21 protein-coding genes and 1 pseudogene are annotated in these 19,737 nt (G+C 70.3%); 18 read left to right on the forward strand and 4 right to left on the reverse strand.

From position 1 onward, the window contains the following. Positions 1-24: 24 nt before the first annotated feature. A complete protein-coding gene (locus ACFYZA_RS24895; RefSeq protein ID WP_053723497.1) occupies positions 25-696 on the reverse strand; it encodes a response regulator transcription factor in 672 nt (223 codons plus the stop codon). Between the two features lie 126 nt (positions 697-822). After that, positions 823-1,680, reverse strand: a complete 858-nt coding sequence (locus ACFYZA_RS24900; protein WP_382599149.1) for a RecB family exonuclease — start codon at positions 1,678-1,680, stop codon at positions 823-825. A gap of 88 nt (positions 1,681-1,768) precedes the next feature. Here ACFYZA_RS24900 and ACFYZA_RS24905 point away from each other — a divergent pair, with 88 nt between their 5' ends. The 3 genes from ACFYZA_RS24905 (at position 1,769) to ACFYZA_RS24915 (ending at position 4,829) form a co-directional block, all read left to right on the forward strand. Then, entirely contained in the window at positions 1,769-3,118 is a 1,350-nt protein-coding gene (locus ACFYZA_RS24905; protein WP_382599147.1) for a site-2 protease family protein, read from the forward strand. A 57-nt stretch (positions 3,119-3,175) separates the two neighbouring features. Further along, positions 3,176-4,063, forward strand: coding sequence for a tRNA (adenine-N1)-methyltransferase (locus ACFYZA_RS24910; protein ID WP_100577078.1), 888 nt, complete (start codon positions 3,176-3,178; stop codon positions 4,061-4,063). Positions 4,064-4,250: 187 nt separating this feature from the next. Further along, the gene (locus tag ACFYZA_RS24915; RefSeq protein ID WP_382599927.1) at positions 4,251-4,829 is read left to right on the forward strand and encodes a hypothetical protein; all 579 of its coding nucleotides are present in this window, start codon (positions 4,251-4,253) and stop codon (positions 4,827-4,829) included. Positions 4,830-4,882: 53 nt separating this feature from the next. Here ACFYZA_RS24915 and ACFYZA_RS24920 read toward each other — a convergent pair whose 3' ends face one another. After that, positions 4,883-5,161 (reverse strand): ferredoxin, encoded by a 279-nt coding sequence (locus ACFYZA_RS24920; protein ID WP_382599925.1) that lies wholly within the window; start codon positions 5,159-5,161, stop codon positions 4,883-4,885. A gap of 240 nt (positions 5,162-5,401) precedes the next feature. Between ACFYZA_RS24920 and arc the strand changes: the two genes are divergently transcribed. The 6 genes and pseudogenes from arc (at position 5,402) to prcA (ending at position 11,169) form a co-directional block, all read left to right on the forward strand. After that, positions 5,402-7,168 carry a proteasome ATPase gene (arc, locus tag ACFYZA_RS24925; RefSeq protein WP_100577081.1) on the forward strand — a complete coding sequence of 589 codons (1,767 nt, stop codon included), beginning with the start codon at positions 5,402-5,404 and terminating at the stop codon, positions 7,166-7,168. A 234-nt stretch (positions 7,169-7,402) separates the two neighbouring features. Further along, positions 7,403-8,914, forward strand: coding sequence for a depupylase/deamidase Dop (gene dop / locus ACFYZA_RS24930; protein WP_388492854.1), 1,512 nt, complete (start codon positions 7,403-7,405; stop codon positions 8,912-8,914). A gap of 120 nt (positions 8,915-9,034) precedes the next feature. Next, positions 9,035-9,253 carry a ubiquitin-like protein Pup gene (locus ACFYZA_RS24935; protein WP_016325855.1) on the forward strand — a complete coding sequence of 73 codons (219 nt, stop codon included), beginning with the start codon at positions 9,035-9,037 and terminating at the stop codon, positions 9,251-9,253. A 110-nt stretch (positions 9,254-9,363) separates the two neighbouring features. After that, a pseudogene (locus tag ACFYZA_RS24940) lies at positions 9,364-9,558 on the forward strand (endonuclease domain-containing protein); the annotation flags it as partial. After that, complete coding sequence (prcB, locus tag ACFYZA_RS24945) at positions 9,510-10,355, forward strand: proteasome subunit beta (RefSeq protein ID WP_382599920.1); 846 nt, start codon at positions 9,510-9,512, stop codon at positions 10,353-10,355. The pseudogene ACFYZA_RS24940 and the gene prcB, both read left to right, overlap by 49 nt. Positions 10,356-10,410: 55 nt before the next feature. After that, positions 10,411-11,169 carry a proteasome subunit alpha gene (gene prcA, locus ACFYZA_RS24950; protein ID WP_382599918.1) on the forward strand — a complete coding sequence of 253 codons (759 nt, stop codon included), beginning with the start codon at positions 10,411-10,413 and terminating at the stop codon, positions 11,167-11,169. 34 nt (positions 11,170-11,203) lie between these two features. On the opposite strand, the gene ACFYZA_RS24955 is transcribed toward prcA, so the two are convergent. Further along, positions 11,204-12,250, reverse strand: coding sequence for a LacI family DNA-binding transcriptional regulator (locus ACFYZA_RS24955; protein WP_382599934.1), 1,047 nt, complete (start codon positions 12,248-12,250; stop codon positions 11,204-11,206). A gap of 166 nt (positions 12,251-12,416) precedes the next feature. Here ACFYZA_RS24955 and ACFYZA_RS24960 point away from each other — a divergent pair, with 166 nt between their 5' ends. The 9 genes from ACFYZA_RS24960 to tatA all read left to right on the forward strand — a co-directional run bounded on the left by ACFYZA_RS24960 (position 12,417) and on the right by tatA (position 19,722). Then, positions 12,417-13,676, forward strand: coding sequence for an MFS transporter (locus tag ACFYZA_RS24960; protein WP_382599916.1), 1,260 nt, complete (start codon positions 12,417-12,419; stop codon positions 13,674-13,676). Positions 13,677-13,685: 9 nt separating this feature from the next. Further along, on the forward strand, positions 13,686-15,047 hold the full coding sequence (gene pafA, locus ACFYZA_RS24965; RefSeq protein ID WP_053723508.1) for a Pup--protein ligase: 1,362 nt from the start codon (positions 13,686-13,688) through the stop codon (positions 15,045-15,047). 136 nt (positions 15,048-15,183) lie between these two features. Continuing rightward, the gene (locus tag ACFYZA_RS24970; protein ID WP_388492857.1) at positions 15,184-16,197 is read left to right on the forward strand and encodes an FKBP-type peptidyl-prolyl cis-trans isomerase; all 1,014 of its coding nucleotides are present in this window, start codon (positions 15,184-15,186) and stop codon (positions 16,195-16,197) included. 40 nt (positions 16,198-16,237) lie between these two features. Further along, positions 16,238-16,609, forward strand: a complete 372-nt coding sequence (locus ACFYZA_RS24975; RefSeq protein ID WP_382599912.1) for an FKBP-type peptidyl-prolyl cis-trans isomerase — start codon at positions 16,238-16,240, stop codon at positions 16,607-16,609. Positions 16,610-16,756: 147 nt separating this feature from the next. Next, complete coding sequence (locus ACFYZA_RS24980; RefSeq protein WP_161250532.1) at positions 16,757-17,707, forward strand: YafY family protein; 951 nt, start codon at positions 16,757-16,759, stop codon at positions 17,705-17,707. Positions 17,708-17,723: 16 nt separating this feature from the next. Then, positions 17,724-18,698, forward strand: coding sequence for a helix-turn-helix transcriptional regulator (locus ACFYZA_RS24985; RefSeq protein WP_382599910.1), 975 nt, complete (start codon positions 17,724-17,726; stop codon positions 18,696-18,698). A 64-nt stretch (positions 18,699-18,762) separates the two neighbouring features. After that, entirely contained in the window at positions 18,763-19,017 is a 255-nt protein-coding gene (locus ACFYZA_RS24990; protein WP_161250528.1) for a hypothetical protein, read from the forward strand. A 10-nt stretch (positions 19,018-19,027) separates the two neighbouring features. Beyond that, on the forward strand, positions 19,028-19,225 hold the full coding sequence (locus tag ACFYZA_RS24995) for a hypothetical protein (protein ID WP_167156401.1): 198 nt from the start codon (positions 19,028-19,030) through the stop codon (positions 19,223-19,225). 212 nt (positions 19,226-19,437) lie between these two features. Continuing rightward, entirely contained in the window at positions 19,438-19,722 is a 285-nt protein-coding gene (gene tatA, locus ACFYZA_RS25000; RefSeq protein ID WP_382599907.1) for a Sec-independent protein translocase subunit TatA, read from the forward strand. Positions 19,723-19,737: the final 15 nt, after the last annotated feature.

The raw sequence follows: 19,737 nt of genomic DNA on the forward strand, positions 1-19,737 counted from the left end.
CCTCGGGGAGCCGCCCCGCCCTACCTACTGGGCACCCGGCCGAACCAGCCCGCTCTCGTACGCGTAGACCGCCGCCTGTACCCGATCCCGCAGCCCCAGCTTCGTCAGCACATGCCCCACGTGCGTCTTGACCGTCGTCTCGCTGACGAAGAGGTCCGCCGCGATCTCCGCGTTGGAGAGGCCACGGGCGACCAGCTTCAGGACCTCGACCTCACGGTCGGTCAGCGTGTGCAGGGTGTCCGGCACCGGCTCCTCGCCGGACGGCAGGTGGTCGGCGTACTTGTCGAGCAGCCGCCGCGTGATCGACGGCGCCAGCATCGCCTCGCCGGCCGCGACCACCCGGATCGCCTGGACCAGCTCATTGGCGGGCGCGTCCTTCAGAAGGAAGCCGCTGGCCCCCGCCTTGAGCGCCTCCACCACGTACTCGTCGAGGTCGAACGTGGTCAGCACCAGCACCTTCGCGGGGCCGTCCTTGCCGGGTCCGCTGATCTGCCGCGTCGCCTCCACCCCGTCCATCCGGGGCATCCGGATGTCCATGAGGACCACATCGGGCTGGAGCGCCCGCACCTGATCGAGGGCCTGCAGACCGTCACCGGCCTCGCCGACCACCGCGATGTCCTGCTCGGCCTCCAGGATCATCCGGAAGCCGGTGCGCAGCAGCGGCTGGTCGTCGACCAGTAGGACGCGGATCGCCACGGGTACTCCTCATCAGGTTGCTGGACCGGGCCCATTCTGCCCTGCTCACCCGGGGTGGACACGGCCGGGCACGGCCCCGGCGGACGCCTCCCGGGAAGCACCCCGGCCGGAGGCCGCCGATGGAACTCAGCCTGCCGAATCTGACGCCACGGTGATGGCCAGCGGGTATACCGGGGGAGTCCCCCCGAATTCCGGACAGACCGCCTGATGGTCGCACCAGCCGCACAGCTTCGTGGGCCTCGGCCGCCAGTCGCCCGTCTCGGTGGCGAGCCGGATCGCCTCCCACAGCGCGAGCAGCTTCCGCTCCACCTGCACCAGGTCCGCCTCGACCGGGTCGTACGTCAGCACGTCCCCACTGCCCAGGTACACCAGCTGGAGCCGGCGCGGCACGACCTGCTTGAGCCGCCACACCACCAGGGCGTAGAACTTCATCTGGAAGAGCGCGCCCTCCGCGTACTGCGGCCGGGGGGCCTTGCCCGTCTTGTAGTCGACGATGCGGACCTCGCCGGTGGGCGCCACGTCCACCCGGTCGATGACGCCGCGCAGCCGCAGCCCCGAATCCAGCTCGGTCTCGACGAAGAACTCCCGCTCCACCGGCTCAAGGCGGGTCGGGTCCTCCAGCGAGAACCAGCGCTCCACCAGCCGCTCGGCCTCGCCCAGCCACTGCGCGAGCCGCTCGCCCCCGGTGTCCTCGGCGAACAACTCGGTGAGCTCCGGCTTCGATTCGAGCAGCCGGTCCCACTGCCCCGGGATCATCGACTTGGCGCGCGGCGCGGTGCGCTCGGCCGCGGGATCGTCGAAGAGGCGCTCCAGAACGGCGTGCACCAGGGTGCCGCGCGTGGCCGCCTCGCTCGGCTTCTCGGGCAGCCGGTCGATCACCCGGAACCGGTACAGGAGGGGGCACTGCATGAAGTCGTTCGCCCGCGACGGCGACAGCGCGGTCGGCTGCTGTGCGGCGGCGGCCCCACCGGTACTCGTACTCATGACACAGACCCTACGACCCGCCACTGACAGCGAGCGGAATACCATCGACGACAGGCGCCCTCACCCTGCATGATCGGGACATCGCACCATGCAGCGAACATTCGGCGGACGAAGAGAGTCCGGCCGGGGCTCCGGGGCAGGTTTCCCGGAGCAGGCATCGTACCGACGAAGGGAACCCGTGGAAGACAGCGGCGAGAGCGGCGAGCGCGGACGGCCGCGGTCCGGCGCGGCGGGCAAGTCCCCCGGCGGCGGAGGTCCTGGCAAGGGCAGGCAGCCGCGCTCGGGCCCCGGTGGCGGGATCCTGATGGGCCGCCCGTTCGGGGTGCCCGTCTACGTCGCCCCCAGCTGGTTCCTGGTCGCGGCCCTCATCACCTGGGTCTTCGGCGGCCAGCTCGACCGCGTCCTGCCCGAACTCGGCGCGGCCCGCTACCTCGTGTCCCTCTTCTTCGCCGTGGCCTTCTACGCCTCCGTCCTGGTCCACGAACTCGCCCACACGGTGGCGGCCCTCCGCTTCGAGCTGCCGGTGCGCCGCATCCAGCTCCAGTTCTTCGGCGGCGTCTCCGAGATCGAGAAGGAGACCGAGACGCCGGGCCGCGAGTTCGTCCTCGCCTTCGTCGGCCCGCTGCTCTCGCTCGTCCTGTCCGGCGTCTTCTACCTCGGCATGAAGGCCGTCGAACCCGGCACCGTCCCCGGCGTACTGCTGGCCGGCCTGATGGTCTCCAACCTCATCGTGGCCGGATTCAACCTGCTGCCGGGCCTGCCCCTGGACGGCGGCCGGATGCTGCGGGCCGTCGTGTGGAAGATCACCGGGCGGCCCATGAGCGGCACCGTCGCCGCCGCCTGGGTCGGCCGCGCGCTCGCCGTCACCGTCCTGATCGGCCTGCCGCTGCTCACCCAGACCGGGGCGCTGGGCAACTCGCCCGACGAGGTCAGCGGCATGGACACCGTCACCGACGCGCTGCTCGCGGCCATCCTCGCCGCGATCATCTGGACCGGCGCCGGCAACAGCCTGCGCATGGCCAGGCTGCGCGAACACCTCCCCGAGCTGCGGGCCCGCACCCTCACCCGGCGCGCCGTCCCCGTGGAGTCCACCACCCCGCTCTCCGAGGCGCTGCGCCGCGCCAACGAGGCCGGCGCCCGCGCCCTGGTCGTCGTCGACGGACACGGCGACCCGACCGGCCTCGTCCGCGAGGCGGCGATCGTCGGCGTCCCCGAACACCGGCGCCCCTGGGTCGCCGTCAGCGGCCTCGCCCAGGACCTCACCGACGGCATGCACGTCCCGGCCGAACTCGCCGGAGAGCCGCTCCTCGACCTCCTGCGTGCCACCCCCGCGACCGAGTACCTGGTCGTCGAGGAGACCGGAGAGATCTACGGAGTGCTCTCGGCGGCAGACGTGGAGAAGGCCTTCGTCGCGGCCATGGCGCGGCCCGGCTCCTAGGGGCGCGGCCCCGCCGCCGTGGCGTTCGAGACCTGGAACGGCCGGTACTCTGGTCGTATGTCCGAACCGACCGGTGCCGCCCGCCGTCGCGGGCCCTTCAAGGTCGGGGACCAGGTCCAGCTCACCGACCCCAAGGGACGCCACTACACGTTCACGCTCGAAGCCGGGAAGAATTTCCACACCCACAAGGGTTCCTTCCCGCACGACGAGCTGATCGGTGCTCCCGAGGGCAGTGTTGTCCGTACCACGGGAAACGTCGCCTACCTCGCGCTGCGCCCCCTGCTCCCCGACTTCGTCCTGTCCATGCCCCGCGGCGCCGCCGTGGTCTACCCCAAGGACGCGGGGCAGATCCTGGCCTTCGCCGACATCTTCGCCGGCGCCCGCGTCGTCGAGGCAGGGGTCGGCTCGGGCTCGCTGAGCGCCTTCCTGCTGCGCGCCATCGGCGACCACGGGATGCTGCACTCCTACGAGCGCCGCGAGGACTTCGCCGAGATCGCCACGCAGAACGTGGAGCGTTACTTCGGCGGACCGCACCCCGCCTGGCAGCTCACCGTCGGCGACCTCCAGGACAACCTGTCGGACACCGAGGTGGACCGCGTCATCCTGGACATGCTGGCTCCCTGGGAGTGCCTGGACGCCGTCTCCAAGGCGCTCGTCCCCGGCGGCATCCTGTGCTGCTACGTGGCGACCACCACCCAGCTCTCGCGCACCGTCGAGTCCATCCGCGAGATCGGCTGCTTCGCCGAGCCGCAGCCGTGGGAGTCGATGATCCGCAACTGGCACGTCGAGGGCCTGGCCGTCCGCCCCGACCACCGCATGATCGGCCACACCGGCTTCCTGGTGACCGCCCGCCGCCTCGCGGACGGCGTGGAACCCCCGATGCGCCGCCGCCGCCCCGCCAAGGGCGCGTACGGCGACGACTACGAGGGCCCCAACAAGGACTGACCGCGGTCAGGGGCCGAGCCTCGTACAACGAACCGGCGCCGCCGCCGAGTTCCCGGACCGACACGGGAACTCGGCGGCGGCGCCTTTACGTTGAGCCTGATGCCCCGGTATTCCGCCCACCTGTGACGTGTGGCACGATGCTGGCCACCCCCACCACCCGCACCGCCCTTCACAGGAGACCTCCCGCGTGCAGAATGCCGCCGTCCCTGAGCTCGCGCACACCCACGCCCGCCCCGTGCACTGGATCGCCACCGCCACCGCGATGGCGGCGGTGGTCGCCCTCGCCGGCCTGCTGACGCCGGACGCGGCCACGGCCTCCCAGACCCCGGGGAAGCAGGACGCCCAGCTCACGACGGCGGCGGCGCCCGACCCCGGCACGGTCGCCTTCCCCCTGGACTGCGGGCCCGTGGGCGTGGTGGTGGAGAAGAAGGCGGCGGGCGACCTCGACGGCGACGGCGTACCGGAGACCGTGGCGGTCGTCCACTGCCGGGCCGGCGGCGGCACCCCGCCCAACGGCGTCTACGTGGTGACGCGGCCGGCGGCCGGGGGAGGGCGGCCGCGTGTGGTGGCGACGCTCGTCGACCCGAAGAGCAAGCAGACCGTCACCGACTTCGCGATACGCGACGGCGTGGTGGCGGCGACCCTGGTCGGCTACTCCTCCGACGACGTGCCGCGCTTCGAGCCCGATGTGCGCCAGGCGGTCAAGTGGCGCTGGCAGGGCGGGAAGTTCGTCCGCTCCACCGGGGCCGACGCGCTGGGCGTCTGAACCCGGCGGCGGCCCGCCGGGGCGACCGTGCGTAGCCGCCGGTCACCCCGCGCTCACTCCGCGTCGGGCCCGTAGACCTCGACGCTGTCCGAAACCCGACGTACGTGAATGCAGTCGCCCGGGCACTCCTTGGCGGAGTCCACGACGTCCTGGAGGAGCGGCAGCGGCACGGGCGTTGTGGCCCGGGGGGTCTGCAGCAACTCGTCGTCGGAGCTCTTCACATACGCGAGTCCGTCGATGTCCAGCTCGAAGACCTCGGGCGCGTACTGGACGCAGATGCCGTCGCCGGTGCACAGGTCCTGGTCGATCCAGACTTCGAGAGCCTCGTTCATGTCCCTGCCGTTCCTGCGCGAGTGAATCAATCGGTGCCAGCCCTGACGGGTGTTGACCCCATCGACGATAACAACCGCCCGCTTTCCGATGTTGTTGGGTGGGTATTCCCCTGAGGTGAGGGGAAGCGCAAGGGTGAAGATCGGACACACCCCAGAGTCTTTGTGATCTAGGGGTTTCAATCACCACCAGCCCAGGTAGGGTCAGGAAGCGTCCAGCTCCCCTTGGAGGAGGTGAGGACCGTGGCAGCCCACGACGACGACATCAACCGCGGCATCCGGCCCGGGCGGGGGTCTGAGGACCCAGCCGGCCAGGTTGCCTATCTAGAGCAGGAAATCGCCGTCCTGCGACGCAAGCTCGCCGACTCGCCGCGTCATACGAGGATTCTCGAAGAGCGGATCGTCGAGTTGCAGACCAGTCTGGCGGGCGTGTCCGCGCAGAACGAGCGGCTCGCCAACACCCTCCGTGAGGCCCGCGACCAGATCGTGGCCCTCAAGGAGGAGGTCGACCGGCTCGCACAGCCGCCGGCCGGCTTCGGTGTCTTCCTGCAGTCCAACGAGGACGGCACCGCCGACATCTTCACCGGGGGCCGCAAGCTCCGGGTGAACGTCAGCCCCAGCGTCGAGCTCGACGATCTGAGGCGCGGCCAGGAAGTCATGCTCAACGAGGCGCTCAACGTGGTCGAGGCCATGGAGTTCGAGCGCGCCGGGGACATCGTCACCCTCAAGGAGATCCTGGAGGACGGCGAGCGCGCCCTGGTGGTCGGGCACACCGACGAGGAACGGGTGGTGAGGCTCGCCGAGCCGCTCCTGGACATCACCATCCGCCCCGGCGATGCGCTCCTGCTGGAACCCAGGTCCGGTTACGTCTACGAAGTGGTCCCCAAGAGCGAGGTCGAGGAGCTCGTCCTCGAAGAGGTTCCGGACGTCGACTACGACAAGATCGGCGGTTTGGGCAACCAGATCGAGCTGATCCGCGACGCGGTCGAGCTGCCCTACCTCTACCCCGACCTCTTCAAGGAGCACGAACTGCGGCCGCCGAAGGGCATCCTGCTCTACGGTCCGCCGGGATGCGGCAAGACGCTGATCGCCAAGGCGGTCGCCAACTCCCTTGCCAAGAAGGTCGCCGAGGTGACCGGCCAGCCCGCGGGGAAGAGCTACTTCCTCAACATCAAGGGCCCCGAGCTCCTCAACAAGTACGTCGGTGAGACCGAGCGGCACATCCGCCTCGTCTTCCAGCGTGCCCGGGAGAAGGCGAGCGAGGGCACCCCCGTCATCGTCTTCTTCGACGAGATGGAATCGCTCTTCCGCACCCGCGGATCCGGTGTCAGCTCGGACGTGGAGAACACCATCGTCCCGCAGCTGCTCGCCGAGATCGACGGCGTGGAGGGCCTGGAGAACGTCATCGTGATCGGCGCCTCCAACCGCGAGGACATGATCGACCCCGCGATCCTGCGGCCCGGCCGGCTGGACGTGAAGATCAAGATCGAGCGTCCGGACGCGGAGGCGGCGAAGGACATCTTCGCCAAGTACCTCAGGTCCTCGCTGCCGCTGCACGCCGACGACCTCGCCGAGCACGGCGGGGACAAGGACGGCACCACCCACGCGATGATCCAGTCCGTGGTGGAGCAGATGTACGCGGAATCCGAGGAGAACCGCTTCTTGGAAGTCACGTACGCCAACGGCGACAAGGAAGTCCTGTACTTCAAGGACTTCAACTCCGGCGCCATGATCCAGAACATCGTGGACCGGGCCAAGAAGATGGCCATCAAGGCCTTCCTCGACCAGAACCAGAAGGGTCTCCGGATCTCCCACCTCCTCCAGGCTTGCGTGGACGAGTTCAAGGAGAACGAGGATCTGCCGAACACCACCAACCCGGACGACTGGGCCAGGATTTCCGGAAAGAAGGGCGAGCGGATCGTATTCATCCGCACCCTCGTCACCGGAAAGCAGGGCGCGGACACCGGGCGCTCCATCGACACGGTGGCCAACACCGGTCAGTACCTGTAAAAGGCAGGCCGGCTGCGGGTGCCCGGGCGGGCATCCGCAGCCGACTGCTTTTCAGGCCACAAGCAGAGCAAGAGCAATGACGGAATTGATCTCCCCACCAGCGCAAAGGCGTTCTAGGCTCTTCGGTACCGCCGAGTCGCGCAGTGCGGGGACGGGCACCGCACACGCACCGGAGAACCAGCGGTACTTGAGCGCCGCTCCCGCGGGGGAGCGCCGCCGGGCAAGGAGGGCCGCATGACCGTACGGCGAGTAATGGGCATCGAGACGGAGTACGGGATCTCCGTCCCCGGCCATCCCAACGCCAATGCCATGCTCACCTCGTCCCAGATCGTCAACGCCTACGCGGCGGCGATGCACCGGGCGCGCCGCGCCCGCTGGGACTTCGAGGAGGAGAACCCGCTGCGGGACGCCCGCGGCTTCGACCTCGCCCGCGAGGCCGCCGACTCCAGCCAGCTCACCGACGAGGACATCGGCCTCGCCAACGTCATCCTCACCAACGGGGCGCGGCTCTACGTCGACCACGCGCACCCCGAGTACAGCTCGCCGGAGGTCACCAACCCGCGCGACGCCGTCCTGTGGGACAAGGCCGGCGAGCGCATCATGGCCGAGGCCGCCGAGCGCGCGGCCCAACTGCCCGGCGCCCAGCCGATCCACCTCTACAAGAACAACACCGACAACAAGGGCGCCTCGTACGGCACGCACGAGAACTACCTGATGAAGCGGGAGACCGCCTTCTCGGACATCGTGCGCCACCTGACCCCGTTCTTCGTCTCGCGCCAGGTCATCACCGGCGCCGGACGCGTGGGCATCGGGCAGGACGGCCACGAGCACGGCTTCCAGATCAGCCAGCGGGCCGACTACTTCGAGGTCGAGGTCGGCCTGGAGACGACGCTCAAGCGCCCGATCGTCAACACCCGCGACGAGCCGCACGCCGACGCCGAGAAGTACCGCCGCCTGCACGTCATCATCGGCGACGCCAACCTCTCGGAGATCTCGACGTACCTCAAGCTGGGCACGACCTCGCTGGTCCTGTCCATGATCGAGGAAGGCTTCATCAACGTCGACCTGGCCGTGGACCAGCCGGTCCGCACCCTCCACCAGGTCTCGCACGACCCCACACTGCAACACCTGGTCACCCTGCGCAGCGGCCGCACACTGACGGCCGTCCAACTCCAGATGGAGTACTTCGAGCTGGCGCGCAAGTACGTCGAGGAGCGGTTCGGGGCCGACGCCGACGAGCAGACCAAGGACGTCCTGGTCCGCTGGGAGGACGTCCTGAACCGCTTGGAGAACGACCCGATGAGCCTGTCGGGGGAGCTCGACTGGATCGCCAAGCGGGAGCTGATGGAGGGCTACCGGCGCCGGGACGGCCTGGAGTGGGACGCGGCGCGGCTGCACCTGGTGGACCTCCAGTACGCCGACGTACGGCCCGAGAAGGGCCTGTACAACCGTCTGGTGGCCCGCGGCAAGATGAAGCGGCTCCTGGACGACCCCGGTGTGCTGCGGGCCCAGACGAAGCCCCCGGAGGACACCAGGGCGTACTTCCGCGGCCGCTGCCTGGAGCAGTACGCGGACGACGTCGCGGCCGCTTCCTGGGATTCGGTGATCTTCGATCTTCCGGGCCGGGACTCGCTGCAGCGGGTGCCAACCCTGGAACCCCTTCGCGGAACGCGTAATCACGTGAAGGCGCTGCTCGACCGGTGCCGGACGGCCGAAGATCTGGTGCGGGTGCTCTCGGGCGGCTGAAAGACCGCAGGTGTGGGAAACACAGAGGTAGGCCCCGCACTTTCCAGGAACTGCGGGGCCGATGTCAGACCCTGCTTGTAGGGTCTGATCAAGGACATCGAACCGAGCGGGGTGAGGTAGATGGCGACCAAGGACACCGGCGGCGGCCAGCAGAAGGCGACGCGCTCCACCGAGGAGGTCGAGGAGCAGGCGCAGGACGCGCAGGCTTCGGAGGACCTCAAGGAGCGCCAGGAGAAGCTGTCGGACGACGTCGACTCCGTGCTGGACGAGATCGACGACGTCCTCGAGGAGAACGCGGAGGACTTCGTGCGCTCCTTCGTTCAAAAGGGTGGACAGTAGTTCACGAATGTGAACAGTGGGGTCCGTCGTGGGAAGCCCGGCCAGGGGTGAGGGCTTCCCCTGGTACGGCCCGGCTCCGTGGGGGCAGCGGTAACCGCGCAATTGGCCGGTCCTGCCCGGCCGTTCATGTGGATCACTGCCACACGGCGGGTAGGGTCCAGTCGTACTTCAGCTTCAACTGCAATTCGGCCATCGGCCTGTTGGGGATTTTCCCCGACACCGCCCGTCGGGCTGCCGCCTACTTGGAAGGAAACTCGTGGAAGCCAACACTCGTGGCACCGGGCGTCTACCAGCTGCCTTCCTGACGCCTGGCTCCTCCTCATTCATGGACTTCCTGTCCGACCACTCGCCGGAGATGCTCCCCGGCAAGCGCGTCCTGCCGCCCGTGCAGGGCCATGTCGAGGCCCCGCACGGCACGACGATCGTGGCCGCGACGTTCCCCGGCGGGGTCGTCCTGGCGGGCGACCGGCGGGCCACGATGGGCAACATGATCGCCCAGCGTGACATCGAGAAGGTCTTCCCGGCCGACGAGTACTCGGCGGTCGGCATCGCGGGCACCGCCGGTCTCGCGGTGGAGATGGTGAAGCTCTTCCAGCTGGAGCTGGAGCACTTCGAGAAGGTCGAAGGCACCACGCTCTCCCTGGAGGGCAAGGCCAACCGGCTCTCCACGATGATCCGCGGCAACCTGGGCATGGCCATGCAGGGCCTCGCCGTGGTCCCGCTCTTCGCGGGGTACGACGTCGACCGCGAGAAGGGCCGCATCTTCTCCTACGACGTCACCGGCGGCCGCTCCGAGGAGCACGGCTTCGCCGCCACCGGCTCGGGCTCCATCTTCGCCCGGGGCTCCATGAAGAAGCTCTACCGCGACGATCTGACGGAGCAGGAGACGACCACGCTCGTCATCCAGGCGCTCTACGACGCCGCCGACGACGACTCGGCGACCGGCGGCCCCGACATGGCGCGCCGGATCTTCCCGATCGTCACCGTCATCACGGAGGACGGCTTCCGCAGGCTCACCGAGGCGGAGTCCTCCGAGCTCGCCCGCTCCATCCTGGAACGGCGGCTGGAGCAGCCCGACGGCCCCCGGGCCTCCCTCCTCTGAGGCCCGCGCAGGCCCCGAGATGACCCAGCCACTGACAGAAAGGGACGGTTAGCCGGTGTCGACCCCGTTCTATGTCTCACCCCAGCAGGCCATGGCCGACCGTGCGGAGTACGCCCGCAAGGGCATCGCCCGCGGCCGCAGCCTGGTCGTGATCCAGTACGCCGACGGCATCGTGTTCGTCGGTGAGAACCCGTCCCGCGCGCTGCACAAGTTCAGCGAGATCTACGACCGGATCGGCTTCGCGGCCGCCGGCAAGTACAACGAGTACGAGAACCTGCGCATCGGCGGCGTCCGTTACGCGGACCTGCGCGGATACACCTACGACCGCGACGATGTGACGGCCCGTGGGCTCGCCAACGTCTACGCGCAGACGCTGGGCACCATCTTCTCCAGCGTCGGCGAGAAGCCGTACGAGGTGGAACTGGTCGTCGCCGAGGTCGGCAGCACCCCCGAAGAGGACCAGATCTACCGGCTGCCGCACGACGGCTCGATCGTGGACGAGCACGGCTCGGTCGCGGTCGGCGGCAACGCGGAGCAGATCAGCACCTTCCTGGACCAGCGCCACCAGGACGGCATGTCGCTCGCCGAGGCGCTGAGGCTGGCCGTGCAGGCCCTCTCCAACCAGACGAACGGCGCGGACCGCGAGATCCCCGCCGAGCGTCTGGAGGTCGCGGTCCTGGACCGGACGCGGCCGCAGCAGCGGAAGTTCAAGCGCATCGTGGGCCGCCAGCTCTCCCGGCTGCTCCAGGCCGATGTGGCCAAGACCGAGCCCACCGAGGCCCCTTCGGACCTGGAGGAGACGGAGGACGAGTAGTCCCCCTCGCTCCTGGCCGCGCCCCGGTTCCGCCTCAGGCGGGCCGGGGCGCGGCCGTTGAGCCCCGTACGGCCAGCGTCACCGGCAGGTCCCCGGTCTCCGCCGGGCGCCCCTCCAGAACGGCGAGCAGGGCCGCCATGCCGCGTGCGCCGACCTGTTCGGCGGGCAGGTTGAGGGTGGTCAGCTCCGGTTCGAGGGCGGTGGCGATGCTGAGGCCGTCGAATCCGGTGACGGACACGTCGTCGGGCACGCGAAGGCCGAGCCGGTGGGCGGTCTTGCAGGCGCCCGCCGCCAGGAAGTCGTCGTCGCAGACCAGTGCGGTCGGGCGCGGCCCGGGAGAGCCGAGGGCCCGCTCCGCGGCCCGCCGGCCGCCGTCCACGCTGAGCTCCGCCCGTACCGTGCGCAGTTCGGCGCCCGGCACCCCGGCGAGCGCGTCGGCCAGTGCCCGGGCGCGTACGACGAAGGTCCAGGAGTCCACATCGGCGGCGATGTGCGTGAACCGGTGGTGGCCGAGGCCGAGCAGATGCTCCGTCAGGCGCCGTACGCCGTCGGCGATGTCGAGGTTGACGTGGGCCGCGGGCCCGGCCTCGCCGGGGTCGCTGTCGAGCATCACGAGCGGCAGGTCGCTGCCGCGGATCGAGGCGAGCGCGTCCGCCGCCATCGAGGAGGCGATGACGCCGTCCAGGGCGGTACGCGCGGAGTCGAAGGGGTCGCGGGCCGGGCCGATGCCCTCGGGGGAGGGGTAGAGCACGACCCCGAAGCCGTGTTCGGCGGCGACCCTGGCCGCGCCCGCGTAGACCTGGGCGAAGAACTCGCTGGTCATGGCGGGCACCACGAGCAGCGCCGTCCTGGTGCGGCCGAGCCGCAGGCTGCGGGCCGCGAGGTTGGGCCGGTAGCCGAGGTCCCGCGCGGCCTCCCGGACCAGGCCCGCGGTCCGCTCGGAGACCCGGCCCCGCCACTTGTCGCCCAGGACCAGCGAGACGGTGGCCTGCGACACGCCGGCCGCGCTCGCCACGTCCCGGCTGGTGGGCGGCCGGGCCCCGGCGGGCCGCCCGGACGGCGCGGCGCGGACGGCCCGCACCCCCGCGCGGGGGGCCACCGGTACGGGCTCCGCTGCGGATTCCGGGGTGTCCGGGCTGGTCAAGGGGCCTCCATCGCGGCTGGCGGGTGGGCGCGGGGTGGACCCGCGGACTTGCCACATGGTACGTATGACCTCGGACGTTATACGTAACACTTGAGGAGTGGCCATGGCGGCGGGGTACGCAGAGATCCTTCGGACCCGGCACGCCGCGCGGCTGCTCACGGGCACGCTCACCGGGCGGCTGCCGAACGCGACCGCCGCCATCGCGGTCGTCTTCTTCGTCCGGGCCGAGGGCGGCAGCTACTCGCTGGCCGGCGCGCTCACCGCCGTCTACGGCGTGGCCACCGCCGTCGGCCAGCCGCTGCTCGGACGGGCCGTCGACCTGTACGGCCAGCCGCGCGTGATGCTCCCCGCCTCCGTCCTGTCCGCCCTCGGCATGGTCCTGCTGGCCGTCGCCGGCATCGAGCCGGTGGCCGTGGCGTACGCGGCGGTCCTCGTCGCGGGGCTCGCCACACCGCCCCTGGAGGGCGGCCTCCGCGCACTGTGGCCCAGCGTCCTCAAGCGAGAGGACCAGGTGCACACGGCGTACGCCATGGACGCGATAGCCCAGGAGGTCATGTTCACGGTCGGGCCGCTGCTCGTCACCGTCTCCATCGCCCTCTGGTCGCCCGCCACCGCGCTGCTCCTGATCAACGCGCTCGGTGTGCTCGGCGCGCTCAGCGTCGTCCTGTCCCGGCCGTCCAGGACCTGGCGCTCGGCGCCCCGCGAGGCGCACTGGCTCGGCGCGCTGCGCTCGCCCGGGCTGCTCGCGCTGCTCGGCTCGTTCTTCTTCGTCGGGCTCGCGCTCGGCGCGATCATCGTGGCCGCGTCCGCCTACGCCGACGACCACGGCAGCGACACGATCTACGGCTGGCTGATGGCCGCCAACGGGCTCGGCGCGCTGCTCGGCGGGCTCGTCTACGGGGCCCGGCAGTGGAGCGGCGCCCCCGAGAAGCGGCTGCGGATCCTGGTCGCGCTGCTCGCCGTCGGCTATCTGCCGCTGACGCTGGTCCCCGGTGTGCCCGCGATGGCCGCGCTCACCGTCGTCTCCGGACTCTTCCTCGCGCCGTCCATCGCCTGCGCGTTCATCGTCGTCGACCGGCACGCCCCGCGCGGCACGGTGACCGAGGCGTTCTCCTGGCTCGTGACCGCCTTCGGCGTGGGCACGGCGCTCGGCACGGCGGCGGCCGGGCCGGCGGTCGAACTCGGCGGAACCGGCGCGAGTTTCGCGGTCGCGGGCGGCGGCGGAATCGCCGCGCTCGTGGTGCTGCTCACGACGCAAAGGGTGCTTGCGGCTCCCGAGCGTCCGCGCCATGTCGTGGGAGTTGACGAAAATGATCGAAACCGTGCCGTCGAACCCGGTTTCAGCTCAGGCCATCAGGCGTAATGTTCACTCATGGACCGCCGCATTTTCGGGCTGGAGAACGAGTACGGCGTCACGTGCACGTTCAGGGGACAGCGCCGACTGTCTCCTGACGAAGTGGCGCGCTACCTCTTCCGCCGTGTTGTGTCATGGGGCCGCAGCAGCAACGTCTTTCTGCGGAACGGCGCCCGCCTCTACCTCGACGTGGGATCGCATCCGGAATACGCAACTCCCGAATGCGACAACGTGACCGAACTGGTCACCCACGACAAAGCCGGTGAGCGCATTCTCGAAGGCCTGCTCGTCGACGCCGAACGCCGCCTGCACGAGGAGGGAATCGCGGGCGACGTCTATCTCTTCAAGAACAACACCGACTCGGCGGGAAACTCCTACGGCTGCCACGAGAACTATCTGGTCGCCCGTCACGGAGAGTTCTCCCGGCTCGCGGACATCCTCATCCCGTTCCTCGTCACCCGCCAGCTGATCTGCGGCGCCGGCAAGGTGCTGCAGACCCCGCGCGGCGCGGTCTACTGCGTCAGCCAGCGCGCCGAGCACATCTGGGAGGGCGTCAGCTCCGCCACCACCCGCTCGCGTCCCATCATCAACACCCGGGACGAGCCGCACGCCGACGCCGAGCGCTACCGGCGCCTGCACGTCATCGTCGGCGACTCCAACATGTCCGAGACGACCATGCTCCTGAAGGTCGGCGCCACCGACCTCGTGCTGCGCATGATCGAGGCCGGCACCGTCATGCGCGACCTCACCCTGGAGAACCCGATCCGGGCCATCCGCGAGGTCTCCCACGACATCACGGGCCAGCGCAAGGTGCGCCTGGCCAGCGGGCGCGAGGCCTCCGCCCTCGAAGTCCAGCGCGAGTACTACGAGAAGGCCGTCGACTTCGTGGAGCGCCGGGGCATCCGCACCGGCACCGTCGACCAGGTACTCGAACTGTGGGGCCGCACCCTGGACGCGATCGAGGCCGAGGACCTCGACCGGATCGGCACCGAGATCGACTGGGTCATGAAGTACAAGCTCATCGAGCGCTACCGGGCCAAGAACAACATGACCATGTCGCACCCCCGGGTCGCGCAGATAGACCTCGCCTACCACGACATCCACCGTCGGCGGGGCCTGTACTACCTCCTGGAGCGCAAGGGCCAGGCGGCGAGGATCTGCAACGACCTCAAGATCTTCGAGGGCAAGTCGGTGCCCCCGCAGACCACCAGGGCCCGGCTGCGCGGCGACTTCATCCGCCGGGCGCAGGAGCAGCGCCGGGACTTCACGGTCGACTGGGTGCATCTGAAGCTCAACGACCAGGCGCAGCGGACCGTGTTGTGCAAGGACCCGTTCCGGTCGGTCGACGACCGGGTGGAGAAGCTGATCGCCGGTATGTGAGACGACGTCAGCCGTGTGAACCCGGGGCCCCGTGTGCTGTTGCGCACGGGGCCCCCGGGCATGCCGCGCCCTTGTGGTGGCGGAGTGGGGCCGTAGAGTGGCCGCTCCGACCGTTCCAGCTACCCCGAGGACCACTGTGCGACGCCGACTTGCTGCCGCGCTCATCGTGCCGGCCCTGATGCTCACCGCGGCCTGCGGAGGAGGTGACGACGCAGCGAAGAAGAAGGACGCGTCCGCTTCTCCCTCCGACTCGGCGTCGCAGCCGCCCGCGGCTCCCAAGCCGGTGTCCGACGCCTCGCCGATGCCCACCGTCGCCGGTGACGCGGGCAAGAAGCCCACGATCACCATCCCCAAGGGCGACCCGAGCGGGAAGTTCGTCATCAAGACGCTGACCGCCGGCACCGGCCCCGAGGTCAAGAAGGACGACCTCACGGTGACGAAGTACACCGGGAAGATCTGGAAGAGCGGCAAGGACCTGGCCGGCTCCTACGACCAGGGCGGCGTGCCCCAGGTCATCCCGGCCGGCTCGCAGACCTACATCCCGGCGTTCAGCGAGGCCGTGCTCGGCCAGAAGATCGGCGCCCGTGTGCTGGTCGTCGCGCCGCCGGCCGCCGCGTTCGGCGCCGCGGGCAAGCAGGAGCTCGGGGTCTCCGGCACCGACAACCTGGTCTTCGTCCTCGACGTCGAGAGCGTGATGCCGAAGAAGGTCGAGGGCAGCCAGGCCACCATCCCGTCCGACCTGCCGCAGATCAAGGCGGACAAGGACGAGGCCGCCACCATCACGGTCCCGAAGAACGACCCGCCGAAGAAGCTCGTGGACCAGGTGCTCATCGAGGGCAAGGGCGACGAGGTCAAGAGCGGCCAGACCGTCTACATGCAGTACAGCGGCGCCACCTGGAAGCCCAACGAGGGCGCGGCGCAGGCGAAGCTGTTCGACACCTCGTGGAAGACCGGCGCCCCGTTCTCGACGGTGATCGGCCAGGGCCAGGTCATCGAGGGCTGGGACAAGGGTCTGGTCGGCAAGAAGGTCGGCAGCCGTGTCCTGCTCGTCATCCCGCCGGAGCAGGGCTACAAGGACAAGGCCCAGGGCGCGGACATCCCGGCCAATTCGACCCTCGTCTTCGTCGTGGACATCCTCGGAGCAGTGTAAGACTGTCCCGGTTGCCCATAGCGATTAGTAGGAGCATTACGTGAGCATCGACAAGCCCGAGATCGACTTCCCCGAGGGCGAGCCGCCGGCGGACCTGGAGATCAAGGAGATCTGGGAGGGCGACGGCGCCGTCGCCAAGGCCGGGGACTTCGTCAAGGTCCACTACGTGGGCGTGGCCTTCTCCAGCGGCGAGGAGTTCGACGCGTCCTGGAACCGCGGCACCCCGCTGCAGTTCCAGCTCGGTGCCGGCCAGGTCATCTCCGGCTGGGACCAGGGCATCCAGGGCATGAAGGTCGGCGGCCGCCGCCGGCTGACCATCCCCGCGCACCTCGCCTACGGCGACCGCGGGGCGGGCAGCGCCATCGCCCCGGGCGAGACGCTGATCTTCGTCTGCGACCTGGTCGCCGTCTGAGACGCACCCGGATCGGTCCCGAGCGATCGGACCTGATCGGACCGAGGGTCCATGCCTGCCGGCATGGACCCTCGGCTTTTGCCCCGGCAGCCCGGAGCGGTACGGTCAACGGTCGTAGCGCACAACGAGAGAGGGCGTAGGGCATCGATGGCGATCGCCAAGGCAGAGCGGCTGATGAACCTGGCGCTGTGTCTGCTCGGGACACGACGCGCACTCAGCAAGCGAGAGCTGCGCGAGTCCATCGAGGCCTATCTCGAGGCCGGCTCCGACGACTCCTTCAACCGGATGTTCGAGCGGGACAAGGACGACCTGCGGGAGCTGGGCCTGGTCATCGAGACCGTCGAGAACCTCGACGGCGAGACCGGCTACCTCGCCCGCCGCGACAGCAACCGCCTGCCGCCCGTCCAGCTCGACGCCGAGGAGGCCGCGGCCCTCGGCCTCGCCGCCCGCGTGTGGCAGCAGGCCCGGCTCGCCGGAGCGGCCAGCGGCGCACTCCAGAAGCTGCGCGCCGCCGGTATGCCGGAAGCCGACAATCCTTATGAGCACAGCGCGATCGAGCCGCGCATCCCGGTCCACGAGGCGGCGTTCGAGCCCCTGATGCTGGCCTGCCGCGACCGCCGCCCGGTCGTCTTCGACTACCGCAAGGTCACCGCCGTACGCCCCGAGGCCCGCCATGTCGAGCCCTGGGGCCTGGAGTGCTGGCGCGGCCACTGGTACCTGGCCGGCTGGGACCGCGACCGGGGTGCCGAGCGGGTGTTCCGGCTCAGCCGCATCTCCGGCAAGGTCCGCTCGCGCGCGGCCGCTTTCACCGCGCCCGTGCCCGACGTCGTCACCGTGCGCGAGACCGTCGAGACCTGGGCGGGGGAGACCGCGACCCGCTCCGCCCGGATCCGGCTGCGCGCGGGTGCCGGCTACCCGCTGCGCTCGCGCGCCACCTCGACGCGGGAACTCGGCGACGGCTGGGACGAGTTGGAGATTCCGTACGGGCACGGGCTCGATGCCCACCTGGTGGAGTTCGGCCCCGATGTGGTCGTGCTGGAACCCGCCGATCTGCGGGCCGACGTGATGGACCGGCTGCGTGCCGTGGCCAAGGGCTGAGGGGGACCGTACGACCATGGCTGCAAACGCCATCGACCAGACGCGGCGGATGCTGTCGCTGGTGACCTATCTGCGCGAGCGCCCCGGCGCCCGCGTCGGCGACGTCGCCCGCGCCTTCGGCATCACCGAGGACGAACTGATCTCCGACCTCGACGTGCTGCCCATGTGCGGCACGAGCTTCCGCGGCGGCGACCTCCTGGACATCGACACCGACGGCGACCGGATCTGGTGGCACAACCCGGACGACGTCGCCGCGCCGCTGCGGCTGGCCGCCGACGAGGCGACCGCGCTGCTCGTCGCCGCGCGGGCCGTCTCCACCCTGCCCGGCCTGCGCGAGGGAGACCGGCAGGCGCTGCTGCGCGCCACCGCCAAGCTGGAGGCCGCGGCCGGCGAGGCCGCCGGTGCCAGCTCCCGGCTCTCCGTCACCTTCGAGTCCGAGGGCGGCGTCTTCGCGGAGGTCGACCGGGCGATCTCGGAGCGCCGCCGGCTGTGGGTGAAGTACTACTCGCCGGCCCGCGACGAGCTGACCGAGCGCGAGGTCGACCCGATCCGGCTCTTCGCCGTCGGCCACACGTACATGGAGGCGTGGTGCCGCCTCTCCGAGGCGCGGCGCACCTTCCGCCTCGACCGGGTCGCCGAGATCCGCCTGCTCGACGAGGCCTCCGCCCCGCCCGAGCTGGAGCTGCGCGACCTGTCGGAGGGGCTGGTCCAGCCGTCCGCCGAGGATCCCGAGGTGGTCGTCGAGGTGGGCCCCGGGGGCCGCTGGGTCGCCGAGTACTACCCGCACGACAGCGCCGACGAGCTGCCCGACGGCGGGCTGCGGATCACCCTGCGCACGCCCGACCCGGCGTCGCTGCGGCGCCTGGCCCTCCGGCTCGGCCAGGACGGCCGGATCGTCACGCCGGACGACCTCGCGGAGAGCGCCCGCGACGTGGCCCGCGAGGCACTGGCCGCCTATGAGGAACCGCAGGCCGTGCGCCATCAGGGCTGAACCCGCCCGTCGGAGCCGAACCGCCCCCGTACTCGACCACCAGAGCTGAGGAGAACTGCGGATCATGTCGGTGTTGCCCGGTATTGCTCGTCCGGTGATCCCGGTCCTCTTCAAGGCGGCCTGTCCGGAGTGCCGCGCCCGTCTCGAACTGGGCGCGGCCGCGCTGCGGCTCGCGATCGGCGCCAGCCGGCGCACCACCTTCTACTCCTTCACCTGCCCCGAGTGCGGCTCGGCCGTCCGCAAGCCCGCGGGCGAGCGCATCATCGAACTCCTCACCGGGGGCGGCGTCCGCACCCTCCGCCTCCACTCCACCGTCTAGGGTCCGCATCATGTTCTGGCCGATGACCGCCATCACCCTCGGTTTCCTCGGGATCGCCGTGCTCGGCGTGCTCGCCGTCAAGGTGTTCGTCGAGGCGCAGCGGCTCGGCCGCCAAGTGGCCGACACCACAAGCAAGATCAACCGTGCGGCGGAGGACCTGGAGCGCGCCGCGGTCGACCTCGCGGGGGCGGGGGAAACGCTGAGATGACTGGTGCGCTCTGATGTCGCCCGTTTCGGGACGGTACGCTGCACAACGCGGCCCAGGTAGCGAGGCCCGGTCCGCAAACGGGCGTACGCACGGGGATTGCCCAGCGTTAACCCCTGCGCGTTACGATCGCTGCACGTAAGGCGGTCGGACACCAGTCCGGCCACCAACCGGCAGCCCCCTACCCTGCAGCCTCGGTGAGAAGGTAAACGCTTATGTTCGGAAGGCTCGGCGCCCCCGAGATCATTCTCATCCTCATCGTCGTCGTCCTGCTGTTCGGCGCGAAGAAGCTCCCGGACATGGCGCGGTCGCTCGGCAAGTCGGCCCGCATCCTCAAGAGCGAGGCCAAGGCCATGAAGTCCGAGGGTCAGCAGCCCGCCCCGGCCGACCCGCCGGTCCCGGGCGAGCAGCCGCCGGCCCAGCGCACGATCCAGTCCTCGCCCGGCGATGTGAGCAGCGCCCGTCCGGTGACCGAGCCGACGGACACCACGCAGCGCTGACACCGGGCCGAAGCA

The organism is Streptomyces sp. NPDC001828 (assembly GCF_042892175.1).
Classification (GTDB): Bacteria; Actinomycetota; Actinomycetes; order Streptomycetales; family Streptomycetaceae; genus Streptomyces.